Below are 13,297 nucleotides of genomic sequence, written 5' to 3'. Positions count from 1 at the left end.
CGGGTCGCGGGGGTGGGCGCCGCCGCCGACGCCGAGGGCGCCGCCCTCGCCGCCGAGTCCGAGCAGCTCGACGGGGCCGTGCCGGGGGTGGGGGCGGGCGGCGACCGCCACGACTCCCTGCGCTACGGGGCCCGGATCGAGCTCGGCCTGCGCTCGTTCCTCGAGGCGGGCGGGTTCAGCGCGTTCACCACGAGCTTCGAAGACCTCGGCGGCCTGCGCCAGCTGCCCGGCCTCGCCGTGCAGCGACTGATGGCCGACGGCTACGGCTTCGGCGCGGAGGGCGACTGGAAGACGGCCGTCCTCGTGCGCGCCGCCAAGGTGATGGGCTCCGGCCTGCCAGGCGGCGCCTCCCTGATGGAGGACTACACCTACGACATGACGGCCGGAGAAGAACTGATCCTCGGCGCACACATGCTCGAGGTGTGCCCGTCGCTGACTACCTCGAAGCCGCGCCTCGAGATCCACCCGCTCGGAATCGGGGGACGCGAAGACCCGGTCCGCCTCGTCTTCGATACCGATGCCGGACCCGCCGTCGTCGTCGCGCTCTCCGACATGCGCGATCGTTTTCGCCTGGTCGCGAACGTCGTCGAAGTCGTCGAGCTGCCGCATCCACTGCCCAAGCTGCCCGTCGCGCGCGCCCTCTGGAAGCCGGAGCCCGACTTCGCCACGAGTGCTGCCGCCTGGCTCACTGCGGGTGCCGCGCACCACACGGTGATGAGCACGGCCGTCGGCATCGAGGTGTTCGAGGACTTCGCCGAGATCGCCCGCAACGAGCTCGTCGTGATCGATGCCTCGACCACGCTGCGCTCGTTCGCCCGCGAACTGAAGTGGAACCAGGCCTACTACCGCCTCGCCAGAGGGCTGTAGCGGGCCCGCGTGGCCGCCAACATCAGCGACGTCGCGAAGCTCGCGGGGGTGTCGCACCAGACGGTGTCCCGCGTGCTCAACGACGGCGACAAGGTGCGCGCCTCCACCCGTGGGCGGGTGGAGGCGGCCATCCGCGAGCTCAACTACCGGCCGAGCGCCGCGGCTCGTGCGCTCGCATCGCGCCGGTCGCGCGTGCTCGGCCTGCTGATGACCGGCGGCCCGCTGTACGGGCCGGGGTCGACGATGCTCGCGTTCAACGATGCGGCCCGCCTGGCCGGCTACCAGGTCAGCATCGCGACGATGTCGACGATCGACCGGGAATCGATGGTGGGCGCCATCGACTCACTGCTCGCGCAGGACGTCGAGGCGCTCGTGCTCGTGGTCGCCGACGAGGTCGTGTTCGAGGCCATCGCCGGGCTGCGCATCTCGGTGCCGCTGGTCGCGGCCGAGAGCAGCCACCGCGCGGGGTTCCACAGCGTCGCGATCGCCCAGTACGCGGGTGCCAGGGCCGCGACCCGGCACCTCATCGAGCTCGGCCACACCCGCGTGCTGCACGTCGCGGGACCGCGATGGTCGTTGGATGCCACGGAGCGCGAGCGGGGGTGGCGTGACGAGCTCGCCGCCGCCGGCCTCCCCGCCCACGATCCCGTGGCTGGCGACTGGTCACCGGCGAGCGGATACGCCATCGGCCGGGAGCTCGTGGCCTCGGGTTCCGTCAAGGCGGGCGGCGGGCCGACGGCGATCTTCGCCGCCAACGACCAGATGGGCGTCGGCATCATCGGTGCCCTGGCATCGGCGGGCATCGACGTGCCGGGCGATGTCAGCATCGTCGGCTTCGACGACATCCCGGAGGCGGCGTTCCTGCGCCCGGCGCTCACCACCGTGCGACAGGATTTCGCACTGCTCGGCTCGAAGCTGATGGCAGCGGTGCTCGCTGCGTTGCGCGGCGAGAGCGCCCCCCACGAGACCGACGCCGAAGCGACCTTGATCGTGCGTGCGTCGACGACGCAGGTGGGGGACAAGCGCCCTGCTGTCGCGCCCGACTGACGCGGGTGCCCGGCCACCCGGTGACGGCCGTCGTGACGCGACCGTTATGCACGCGACATCACGCGGGTTGACAGATCATCCTTCTTTGGGGCTAGCATGAGGTCGTTCATGTGACCGTTCACATAACTACGCATCCTCCGCTTCCCGAACCGATCGACACCCGCAACGCATGACAAAGAGGTCAAGCAGTGAACTCTCTCCCCCTCGCCGGCCCCCGGGCCGCAGCGTCTCCTCCCTCCGCCGCACCCTCTCCCTCCGCCGCACCGGCCCCGCGCTCTCGCGCGCCCCGTTAGCGCCCCCACGCCGTCGAGGCGCCGCCGCGGCATCCGCGAACCGGCCTGCCCCGCACTGATCTCACATTCCGAGAACCCACGAAAGGAAACACAGTGAAGAAGAAGCAACTCCTGACCGGCATCGCCGCCGCAGGGATCCTTGCCGTCACGCTCGCCGGCTGCAGCGGAGACCGTACCGGAGGGGCCGCAGACGGTGCGAGCCCCGAAGAGATCACGGTCGGCGTCGCCATGCCGACGCAGCAGTCGGAGCGGTGGATCGCCGACGGCGCCAACGTCGAAGCGGCACTCGAGGAGCTCGGCTACAACGTCGACCTCCAGTTCGCCAACGACGACATCCCGACACAGGTCTCCCAGATCGAGAACATGATCTCGACCGGTGCAGGCGCACTCATCATCGCGTCGATCGACGGAACCACCCTCACCAGCGTGCTGCAGCAGGCCGCCGACCAGGGCATCCCCGTCATCGCGTACGACCGCCTCATCAACGGCACCGAGAACGTCGACTACTACACGACCTTCGACAACTACGAGGTCGGCGTGCAGCAGGCCACCTCGCTGCTGACGGGCCTCGGAATCCTCGACGAGAGCGGCGAAGACACCGGCCAGACCGGCCCGTTCAACGTCGAGCTGTTTGCCGGTAGCCCCGACGACAACAACGCCAACTTCTTCTGGGACGGCGCCATCGACACCCTCCAGCCGTACCTCGACTCCGGTGTGCTCAACGTGCCGAGCGGCCAGCTCAGCTTCGAGCAGGCGGCCATCCTCCGCTGGCTCCCCGAGACCGCCCAGGAGCGCATGGAGAACATCCTCACCATCATCGGCTCCGAGCGCATCGACGGCGTCCTGTCGCCGTACGACGGCCTCTCGATCGGCATCATCTCGGCACTCACCAGCGGTGGCTACTCCGCCACTGACCTTCCGGTCATCACCGGGCAGGACGCCGAGGTCGGCTCCGTTCGCTCGATCATCGCCGGCGAGCAGTACTCGACCATCTTCAAGGACACCCGCCTCCTCGGCGAGCAGGCCGTCGCGATGGTCGACGCCGTGCTGAACGACGAGGAGCCGGAGGTCAACGACACCGAGACGTACGACAACGGCGAGAAGGTCGTTCCATCGTTCCTGCTCGAGTCGGAGATCGTCACGGTCGACAACTACGAAGAGGTCCTCATCGGCGCGGACTACTACACCGCCGAAGACCTCCAGTAACACCCCAGAGTGGCCCGGCGCGATCGATTCGCGCCGGGCCACTCGGCCTGATCCAGCACTGCACGATTCACTGCACGATTCGACAAGGCAAGGCGAGAAACGAATGACCGAGAGCATTCTCGAGATGCGGGACATCACGAAGACGTTCCCCGGCGTCAAGGCGCTGCAGAACGTCAGCCTCGAAGTGGGCGCCGCCGAGGTGCACGCCATCTGCGGCGAGAACGGCGCAGGAAAGTCAACCCTGATGAAGGTGCTCTCGGGCGTCTACCCGCACGGCACCTACGAGGGCGAGATCATCTTCGAAGGCCAGTCCGTCGCGTTCAAGGACATCCGCGACAGCGAGAACAGCGGCATCGTCATCATCCACCAGGAGCTCGCACTGAGCCCCTTCCTGTCGATCGCCGAGAACATCTTCCTCGGCAACGAGGTAAGCAAGAACGGCTTCATCGACTGGCACAAGACCAACGCCGAGGCAGCCAAGCTGCTCAAGCGCGTCGGGCTCTCCGACAACCCCGTGACGCCGGTCACCGACATCGGCGTCGGCAAGCAGCAGCTCGTCGAGATCGCGAAGGCACTCTCGAAGCGGGTCAAGCTGCTCATCCTCGACGAGCCAACGGCCGCCCTGAACGACGAGGACTCCGCCCACCTGCTCGGCCTCATCGCCGGCCTCCGCGACGAGGGCATCGCGTGCATCATCATCAGCCACAAGCTCAACGAGATCAAGGCGATCGCCGACAAGGTCACGATCATCCGCGACGGTCGCGCGATCGAGACCCTCGACCTCGCGCACGACGAGATCTCCGAGAACCGCATCATCAAGGGCATGGTCGGCCGCGACCTCGAGAACCGCTACCCCGACCGCACGCCGAGCATCGGCGACGAGGTCATGCGCATCGAGGACTGGACGGTCCACCACCCCACCGAGACCGGTCGCGTCGTCATCCACTCCGCGAACCTCACGGTTCGCGCGGGCGAGGTCGTCGGCCTCGCCGGACTCATGGGCGCCGGCCGCACCGAACTCGCCATGAGCGTGTTCGGCCGCTCCTACGGCTCCGACGTCAGCGGTCGCCTGTTCATGAATGGCACCGAGGTGCGGGCCAAGTCCGTGGCGGAGGCGATCAAGCACGGCATCGCCTACGCGACCGAGGATCGCAAGAAATACGGCCTCAACCTCATCGACGACATCAAGCGCAACGTCTCCGGCGCCGCGCTCGACAAGCTCGCCAAGCGCGGGTGGGTCGACGGCGACCGCGAGTTCGCCGTGGCCAACGACTACCGCAAGAGCATGAACATCAAGGCCCCCTCGGTCGGTTCCATCACCGGAAAGCTCTCCGGCGGCAACCAGCAGAAGGTCGTGCTGTCGAAGTGGATGTTCTCCGACCCCGACATCCTCATCCTCGACGAGCCCACCCGCGGTATCGACGTCGGCGCGAAGTACGAGATCTACACGATCATCAACGAGCTCGCCGCGGCCGGAAAGGCGATCCTCGTGATCTCCTCCGAGCTGCCGGAGCTGCTCGGCATCTGCGACCGCATCTATGCGCTGTCGGAGGGGCACATCACCGGTGAGGTTCCGATCGAGAACGCCACCCCCGAAGTCCTCATGCAATTCATGACACAAGAGAAGGAAAGCTGACTATGTCCGTCATCAAAGATTCGGTCGACTTCCTGGCCGGACGACTGAGGCAGATCGGTATCTTCCTCGCGCTCATCGCCATCGTGGTCCTGTTCCAGATCCTCACGAACGGCGCGCTGCTCACCGCGGGCAACGTGTCGAACATCATCGTGCAGAACAGCTACATCCTGATCCTCGCGATCGGCATGGTGATGATCATCATCGCCGGCCACATCGACCTCTCGGTCGGTTCGGTCGCCGCCTTCGTCGGCGCGGTCTCCGGCGTGATGATCACCCAGCTCGACTTCCCGTGGTGGGTCGCCATCATCGGCTCGCTGGTCATCGGGGCGCTCGTCGGGGCCTGGCAGGGATTCTGGGTCGCCTTCGTCGGCATCCCCGCCTTCATCGTCACGCTCGCGGGCATGCTGATCTTCCGTGGACTGACGCAGATCATCCTCGGTAACCGGCAGATCACGCCGTTCCCCAACGAGTACCGGCAACTCGGTGGCGGCTACGTCTTCCCCGGGCTGTTCCCCGCGACCACGTCGCCGGCGGAATGGATCACCGTGGGCCTCGGCGCCCTCGCCCTCGTGTTCTTCGTCGCCCAGCAGTTCCGTGGCCGCATGGCCAGGGTCAAGGCGGGCCTCGAGACCGAGCCCACCGCGTGGTTCGTGACCAAGCTGGTCTTCATCTCCGCCCTCATCATCGGAATCACCTACCTCCTGGGCGTCGCCCCCGGATCGCGCGGAACGCCGATCGTGCTGATCGTGCTCGCCGTGCTGATCCTCGTGTACACGACGGTGATGAACCGCAGCGTCTTCGGCCGTCACGTCTATGCGCGCGGTGGCAACCTCCACGCCGCGCAGCTGTCGGGAATCAAGACCAAGTGGGTCGACTTCTACCTGTTCGTCAACATGGGTACCCTCGCCGCGCTGGCCGGCCTCGTCTTCACCGGCCGCCTCAACTCGGCGGGCCCCGGCGCGGGTGACCTCTTCGAGCTCGACGCCATCGCGGCATCGTTCATCGGTGGCGCCGCCGTCACCGGTGGAGTGGGAACCGTCATCGGGGCCATCACCGGTGGCCTCATCATGGGCGTGCTGAACAACGGTATGTCGCTGCTCGGCGTCGGCATCGACTACCAGCAGTTCATCAAGGGAATGGTGCTGCTGCTCGCCGTCGCCTTCGACGTCTTCAACAAGCGTCGTTCGGCCAACGCCCGCAAGTAGGCACCGCGCGCCGCCGCATCACCCGACCGGCCCCCGACCTCCCCGGCAGTGCTCCCCGAGAGCACGCCGCGGAGCGTCGGGGGCCGGTTCGCGCTGTGGGCGGCACACGCGACATAGGCTCAGGACCCTGCTGCCATCATCACCGGGAGATCACCGTGGCCCTCTTCGACCTGCCCATCGCCCAGCTGCGCGAGTACCGACCCGACATCACCGTGCCGGCCGACCTCGACGAATTCTGGATCCGCACCCTCGGCGAGAGCCGCGCCCACGACCTCGACGCGGTGTTCGAACCCGTCGACACCGGGTACGCGCTCGTCGACAGCTATGACGTGACCTTCTCCGGTTTCGGGGGACATCGCATCCGCGGCTGGCTGCACGTTCCGGCCGGCGCCACCGGCCCGCTCCCCACCGTCGTCGAGTTCATCGGCTACGGCGGAGGGCGGGGCCTCGCCCACCAGCACGTCGAATACGCCCTCGCCGGCTGGGCGCACGTCATCATGGACACCCGGGGGCAGGGCACCGGATGGTCGGCCGGAGACACCCCGGATCCCGACGCCGGGGCCGGCGCCGGTGGATCGACCGGGCCGATCACCCGCGGCATCCTCGATCCCGATACCTATTACTGCCGCCGCGTCTACGTCGACGCCGTGCGCGCCATCGAGGCGGCCCGCACCAGCCGGTTCGTCGACCCTGGACGCGTCGCGGTCACGGGCATCAGCCAGGGCGGTGGCATCGCGATCGCGGCATCCGCCCTCTCGGCGATGGATGCTGCGGCCAGTACGTCGCCCGCCGCACCCGCGCTGCTCGGGGCAGCGGTCGACGTGCCGTTCCTGTGCCACTTCGAGCGGGCCATCACGCTGACCGACAACGACCCATACCACGACGTGGTGCGCTACCTGCAGCGGCACCGCACCGACGTCGAGCGGGTGTACGAGACCCTGAGCTACTTCGACGGGGCAACACTCGCACGGGCTGCCACCATCCCCACGCTGTTCTCGGTCGCGCTAATGGACCGGACGTGCGCCCCGTCGACCGTATTCGCCGCCTACAACGCATGGGCGGGGGAGAAGAGCATCGAGGTGTACCCCTTCAATGAGCACGAGGGCGGGCAGGAGCACCACCAGCGGGCCAGGCTGGCCTGGCTCGCGGCGCTGTTCGGCGGCTGACGCAGGGGGACCAGCGCCAGCTCAGCGCCGGGCGCGGTACTGGTCGCGGATCACCGGACGGTTGTCGCTCGGCAGTTCGGCGCCGAACTCGACCGGCCAGCCCGGGCGCTCGCCGGTGAGCGCCCACGCCGCCTGGCGGGCTGCCCCTGAGGCGACGTACTCGCCGGGCTCGGGAACGACCACCGGCACGTCGAACACCTGCGCGGCGATCGCCGAGACTGCGGGGTTCTGCGCGGCGCCGCCGACGAGCAGCAGACGCTGCGCCTCGGTTCCCCCGGCGCGGATGGCGTCGAGACCCTCGGCCAGGCCGCACAGCATGCCCTCGATAGCGGCGCGGGCGAGGTTCGGCCGGGTCGTCGAGGCGAGGGTCAGGCCGAACAGGGTGGCCGTGGCATCCGGCTTGTTGGGTGTGCGCTCGCCCTCGAACCACGGCTGCAGCACCGCACCGGCGGAGCCGGGCTCCGCGGTCAAGGCCAGGGTGCCGAGCTCGTCGTGGGTCACGCCGAGCAAGCCGGCGATCGAGTCGAGCACGCGGGCCGCGTTGAGGGTCGCGACGAGCGGCAGGAATACCCCGCTGGCGTCGGCGAATCCGGCGACCGTGCCGGAGGCGTCGTGGTTCGACGTCTCGGTGACCGCGAACACGGTGCCGCTGGTGCCGAGCGAGATGACGACGTCGCCGGCGCGCGCGTCGAGACCAAGGGCTGCGCCCGCGTTGTCGCCGGCGCCCGCGCCCACGATGAGCCCGGCGGGAAACAGGTCGCTCGGCGTGACGACCGGGCGGCTCTCCGAAGGGGCGAGCACGGTGGGCAGCACGACCTCGGCCTCGGTCGCGCCGTGGCCGAGGGCGGTGACGAGCAGCTCGCGGTCCCACTCGCCGGTGGTCGGGTTGAAGTAACCGGTGCCGCTCGCGTCTGAGCGGTCGGTGAAGAGTTCGGCGAGGCCGGCGTCGGCTGCAGCTCCGGCGCTGGCTCCAGCCCCGGCCACGGGACCGAAACCGCGGATGCGCCAGCTCAGCCAGTCGTGCGGGAGGGCGACGGCGGCCACGCGGGCGGCGTTCTCCGGTTCGGCGTCGCGCAGCCAGCGCAACTTGGTCGAGGTGATGGATGCCACGGGCACCGTTCCGGTACGCGCGGCCAGCTCGGCCGCACCGACCTCGGCGATGAGGTCGACGGCGGCGGGCGCCGATCGCGTGTCGTTCCAGAGCAGTGCGGGGCGGATGACGGCTCCCCCCGCGTCGAGCACGACCATGCCATGCTGCTGGCCGCCGATCGAGATCGCCGCGACGTCGGAGAGGCCACCGGCATCCACCACCGCCTCATGCAGGGCAACCCACCATGCCTCGGGGTCGACCTCGGTGCCGGTGGGGTGGCCGGCGCGTCCGGTGCGAACCACCCGCCCGGTGTCGGCGTCGCGGATTACGATCTTGCAGCTTTGCGTGGAGCTGTCCACGCCGGCGACGAGCGTCATGGCGGCAGGGTGCCTTTCATCATTCAGGAACTGGAGGGTGTGGGGTGTGCAGGATTCAGGAACTGCGGGCTCTGCAACGTGTGGAGCGTGCAGGATTCAGGAACCGCGGCGTGTGGAGTGCGCGGGATTCAGGAACCCGGCCATAAGTCAGGGGGTGGATGCTGCTGCCTCGGCGTTTCACCGGCCGATACCAGCACCACCCGCCCCACACCCTCCTGAATAGTGAAAGCTCCGACAGGGGAGACGGTCACCGAAGGGGTGGGACGGGTGGTCGGTGCAGCTGCTGGCTAGCGGGCGCCCATCAGGTGCTCCATGGCGAGCTGGTTCAGGCGAACGAAGCCGAAGCCCTTGCCGCCGAAGTACGCGTCGGTGTCGAAGTCCTCGAACGCCGAGCGGTCGGCGAGCAGGTCGTCGTAGCTCTCGCCGGCGTTCAGGGTCGGCTCGTTCAGCTCGGCGACGCGGGCGTTCGCGAGTGCCTCCTGCACCTCGGGGTCGGCGCGGAATGCCGCGGCGCGCTCCTTGAGCAGCAGGTACATGCGGATGTTCGCGCGGGCGGAGTCCCACACGCCGGTGAAGTCCTCGGTGCGGCTCGGCTTGTAGTCGAAGTGACGCGGTCCGTCGTAGGACTGGCCGCCGTTCGGGCCGCCGTTCTCGAGCAGGTCGACGAGCGAGAAGGCGTTGGCGAGGTCGCCGTGGCCGAACACGAGGTCCTGGTCGTACTTGATGCCGCGCTGTCCGTTGAGGTCGATGTGGAACAGCTTGCCCTGGTACAGCGCCTGGGCGATGCCGGCGGTGAAGTTGAGGCCCGCCATCTGCTCGTGGCCGGTCTCGGGGTTCACGCCGAACATCTCGGGGCGCTCGAGGGTCTCGATGAACGCGATGGCGTGTCCGAGGGTCGGCAGCAGGATGTCGCCGCGGGGCTCGTTCGGCTTGGGCTCGATTGCGAAGCGCATGTCGTAGCCCTTGTCGGTGACGTACTGGGCGAACATGTTCACGGCCTCGCGGTAGCGCTCGAGCGCTCCGCGAACGTCTTTGGCGGTGTCATACTCCGCGCCCTCGCGGCCGCCCCACATGACGAAGGTCTTCGCTCCGAGCTCTGCGCCGAGGTCGAGCTGGCGCATGGCCTTGCGCATCGCGTAGCGGCGAACGCTGCGGTCGTTGGAGGTGAAGCCACCGTCCTTGAAGACCGGTGCGCTGAAGAGGTTGGTGGTGACCATCGGCACGATGAGGCCGGTGTCGGAGAGGGCCTGCTTGAGGCGGTCGATCTCGGTCTGGCGCTCGGCGTCGGTCGAACCGAAGGCGAACAGGTCGTCATCGTGGAAGGTGAGGCCGTATGCGCCGACCTCGGCGAGCTTCTCGACAGCCTCGACGACGTCGAGGTGCGGACGGGTCGGTCCGCCGAACGGGTCGGATCCGTTGTATCCGACAGTCCAGAGCCCGAAGGAGAACTTGTCGTCGCGGGTGGGCTCTAATGCCATGGGTGGCTCCTAATTTCAGCGTCGCTGGCGAATTGTTGACTTCAGCAACATATCGCAGGTCGGGGGGATCCCACAACAGCCAATCCGGATGCCGGCGGTGGCCGCGGGGTATCGTCGGCCCATGAGCATCGGCGCCCAGGACATCTCCGACCCCACTTCCGCCACCACCGACTACCGCGAGACCGGCCTGGAGTTCCCTCCGGGGTTCGTCATCGGCTCGGCAACCGCGGCGTACCAGATCGAGGGGGCGGCGGCAGAAGACGGCCGCGGCCCCTCGATCTGGGACACCTTCAGCCACACCCCCGGAAAGGTCTGGGCCGGCGACACCGGCGATGTGGCCGACGACCACTACCACCGGCTCGACCACGACCTCGACCTGATGGTGACGCTCGGGCTCGAGGCCTACCGTTTCTCGATCTCGTGGTCGCGCGTGCAGCCGACCGGGTCCGGTGCGGTGAATGCGGCCGGACTGGAGTTCTACTCGCGCCTCGTCGACGGACTCCTGGCACGGGGCATCCGTCCCATCGCCACCCTGTACCACTGGGACCTGCCGCAGGCCCTCGAGAACAAGGGAGGCTGGACGAACCGTGCCACCGCCTACCGCTTCGCGGAGTACGCCGCGATCGTCGGCGCCGCGCTGGGCGACCGGGTGCCGGTGTGGACGACGCTGAACGAGCCGTGGTGCTCGGCCTACCTCGGTTACGGATCGGGCGCCCACGCGCCGGGCGTGCAGGATCCGGCCGCGGCGCTCACCGCCGTGCACCACCTCAACCTCGCGCACGGCCTCGCCCTGTTCGCCCTCCGTGGCGTCGTCACGAACAGCCCCGAGTTCTCGGTCACGCTGAACTTCCACGTGCTGCGGGGAGGAGGCGACGGCGAGCAGGAGGCCATGCGTCGCATCGACGCGCTCGCGAACCGCGCGTTCACCTGGCCGATCCTGCGGGGCGAGTACCCGGCCGACCTGCAGGCAGACACGGCGGGGGTGACCGACTGGTCGTTCGTCAGGCCGGGAGACCTCGACACGATCCGCCAGCCCATCGACTTCCTCGGGGTCAACTACTACTCGACCGCCACGGTGCGCATGTGGGACGGCGTCTCGCCCCGGCAGCATGCCGACGGCCACAAGAACACCGGCGGCTCGTCGTGGCCGGGCAGCACCGACGTCGAGTTCATCGTGCAGCCCGGCCCGTACACCGACATGGGGTGGAACATCGCGCCAGAGGGGCTGGAGGAGCTGCTGGTCTCGCTGCACGAGCAGTTTCCCGGCACGCCGCTGGTCATCACCGAGAACGGTGCCGCGTTCGCCGACGAGGTGGTCGACGGCGAGGTGCACGACGTCGAGCGCGTCGACTACCTGCATCGCCACTTCGTCGCGGCGCACCGCGCGATGGCGCGTGGCGTCGACCTGCGCGGCTACCTCGTGTGGTCGCTGCTCGACAACTTCGAGTGGGCCTACGGCTTCAGCAAGAGGTTCGGCATCGTCTACGTCGACTACGAGACGCAGGAGCGCATCCCCAAGCAGAGCGCCCGCTGGCTGTCGCGGCTGATCGCCGGCCGCCGCATCCCGAACTGATCACCTGGTTCGCGCCGCAGCCACCGCTAGGGTCGTGAGCGTGACCAACGCCGACCTGCCCCGCCGGTCGCGCGGAAACAGCAATGACTCCGTGCGCCAGCACAACCTCTCCGTAGTGCTGCGGTCGGTGCACCACAGCGGAGGGCTGTCGCGGTCGGCCATCACCGCGGGCACGGGACTCAACCGCTCCACCATCGCCGCGATCGCCGCCGAACTCGTGGAGCGTGGCCTCGTCGTCGAGGTCGGCCCCGGCGCGAGCACGGGTGTCGGCCGTCCCAGTCCCGTGCTGCGGCCCAGCGACGGCCCTGTCGGCATCGCGGTCAACCCCGAGATCGACGCCATCACGGTCGCGGCCGTGGGCCTCGGCGGCCGGGTGGTCACGCGCCGCCGCTACGACACCGGGGGTCCCCTGTCGGCAACGGATGCCGCCGCCCTCACCGTCACCGCCATCGCCGAGGTTCGCGCGGCCATCGATGCTCAGCACCGGGTCGTCGGCGTCGGTGTCGCGATGCCCGGACTGGTGCGCGCGGGCGACGGGCTCGTGCGGCTCGCACCCCACCTGCGCTGGACGGACGAACCGTTCGTCGACGCCGTCGCCGCCGGCACGGGACTCCCCGTCGTCGCGGGCAACGACGCGAGCCTCGGCGCGCTCGCCGAGTTCAGCTTCGGTGCCGGCCGCGGCGAGACCGACATGGTCTACCTCAATGGCGGTGCGAGCGGTATCGGTGGCGGCGTGATCACCGGGGGAGTGCCGTTCGGTGGCGTCGACGGGTACGGCGGAGAATTCGGGCACACCTTCGTCAATTCCGCGGGCGTGCAGTGCCACTGCGGCGCGACCGGGTGCCTCGAGACCGAGGTGCGGCGCTCGACCCTGCTCCGCCTGGTCGGACTGTCGGATGCCGCGGCCACCCAGCTCGAGGCGGCGATGCTGTCTGCCACGTCCGACGACCTCACCACCGAGATCCACCGCCAGCTCGGGTTTCTCGCCATCGCCCTGCGTAACGCCATCAACGTGCTGAACCCCGGCCTCATCGTGCTCGGGGGCTTTCTCGGCTCGCTGTATGCGACCGACCCCGACTACCTCGACGGGCTGGTCTCGCGCCAGGCGCTCCGCGCACCGCGCGAGACCGTGCGCATCACGAGGGCCGCCCTCGGCCCCGACATCCTGATGATCGGCGCTGCCGAGCTCGCGCTCGAGCCCGTGCTCTCCGACCCGCTCCGGTACTGACCCGCTCTGTACTCCCGAGCGCGGATTCGGCCCAGCTCGGGTACCGGTCCGTTGCGGGGAGGTGCTTACACTCCCTGCAAGAAAATCGGGAAAAAGGGAATAGTCCATCCGGCTGTGAGTTAGACGAAAGG

Annotated in this window: 10 protein-coding genes; 8 read left to right on the top strand and 2 right to left on the bottom strand. The window is 68.8% G+C overall.

What is annotated here, in order from left to right; translation table 11 throughout:
* From G5S38_RS09570 to G5S38_RS09545, 6 genes are all read left to right on the top strand, one after another.
* Nucleotides 1-867 (top strand): L-arabinose isomerase family protein (locus tag G5S38_RS09570; RefSeq protein WP_456237994.1); only part of this gene is annotated, 867 nt, incomplete at its 5' end.
* A gap of 9 nt (nucleotides 868-876) precedes the next feature.
* Nucleotides 877-1,914 carry a LacI family DNA-binding transcriptional regulator gene (locus G5S38_RS09565; protein WP_165067817.1) on the top strand — a complete coding sequence of 346 codons (1,038 nt, stop codon included), beginning with the start codon at nucleotides 877-879 and terminating at the stop codon, nucleotides 1,912-1,914.
* A gap of 386 nt (nucleotides 1,915-2,300) precedes the next feature.
* On the top strand, nucleotides 2,301-3,413 hold the full coding sequence (gene chvE, locus G5S38_RS09560; protein ID WP_165067815.1) for a multiple monosaccharide ABC transporter substrate-binding protein: 1,113 nt from the start codon (nucleotides 2,301-2,303) through the stop codon (nucleotides 3,411-3,413).
* Nucleotides 3,414-3,516: 103 nt separating this feature from the next.
* Nucleotides 3,517-5,049, top strand: coding sequence for a multiple monosaccharide ABC transporter ATP-binding protein (gene mmsA, locus G5S38_RS09555; protein ID WP_165067811.1), 1,533 nt, complete (start codon nucleotides 3,517-3,519; stop codon nucleotides 5,047-5,049).
* Between the two features lie 2 nt (nucleotides 5,050-5,051).
* On the top strand, nucleotides 5,052-6,254 hold the full coding sequence (mmsB, locus tag G5S38_RS09550; protein WP_165067808.1) for a multiple monosaccharide ABC transporter permease: 1,203 nt from the start codon (nucleotides 5,052-5,054) through the stop codon (nucleotides 6,252-6,254).
* A gap of 155 nt (nucleotides 6,255-6,409) precedes the next feature.
* Nucleotides 6,410-7,420 (top strand): acetylxylan esterase, encoded by a 1,011-nt coding sequence (locus G5S38_RS09545; protein ID WP_165067805.1) that lies wholly within the window; start codon nucleotides 6,410-6,412, stop codon nucleotides 7,418-7,420.
* A gap of 21 nt (nucleotides 7,421-7,441) precedes the next feature.
* Here G5S38_RS09545 and G5S38_RS09540 read toward each other — a convergent pair whose 3' ends face one another.
* Both G5S38_RS09540 and xylA read right to left on the bottom strand, forming a co-directional pair.
* On the bottom strand, nucleotides 7,442-8,887 hold the full coding sequence (locus G5S38_RS09540) for a xylulokinase (RefSeq protein ID WP_165067803.1): 1,446 nt from the start codon (nucleotides 8,885-8,887) through the stop codon (nucleotides 7,442-7,444).
* A 287-nt stretch (nucleotides 8,888-9,174) separates the two neighbouring features.
* Nucleotides 9,175-10,365, bottom strand: a complete 1,191-nt coding sequence (gene xylA / locus G5S38_RS09535; protein WP_165067800.1) for a xylose isomerase — start codon at nucleotides 10,363-10,365, stop codon at nucleotides 9,175-9,177.
* 121 nt (nucleotides 10,366-10,486) lie between these two features.
* On the opposite strand from xylA, the gene G5S38_RS09530 reads away from it, so the two are divergent.
* Both G5S38_RS09530 and G5S38_RS09525 read left to right on the top strand, forming a co-directional pair.
* Complete coding sequence (locus G5S38_RS09530; protein ID WP_165067797.1) at nucleotides 10,487-11,938, top strand: GH1 family beta-glucosidase; 1,452 nt, start codon at nucleotides 10,487-10,489, stop codon at nucleotides 11,936-11,938.
* 40 nt (nucleotides 11,939-11,978) lie between these two features.
* Nucleotides 11,979-13,166, top strand: coding sequence for an ROK family transcriptional regulator (locus tag G5S38_RS09525; RefSeq protein WP_235928991.1), 1,188 nt, complete (start codon nucleotides 11,979-11,981; stop codon nucleotides 13,164-13,166).
* The last annotated feature ends 131 nt before the right edge of the window (nucleotides 13,167-13,297 follow it).

The sequence above is a fragment of the Marisediminicola senii genome (genome assembly GCF_011057645.1).
Lineage (GTDB): Bacteria > Actinomycetota > Actinomycetes > Actinomycetales > Microbacteriaceae > Marisediminicola > Marisediminicola senii.
This window is presented reverse-complemented; position numbering and strand designations above follow the sequence as displayed.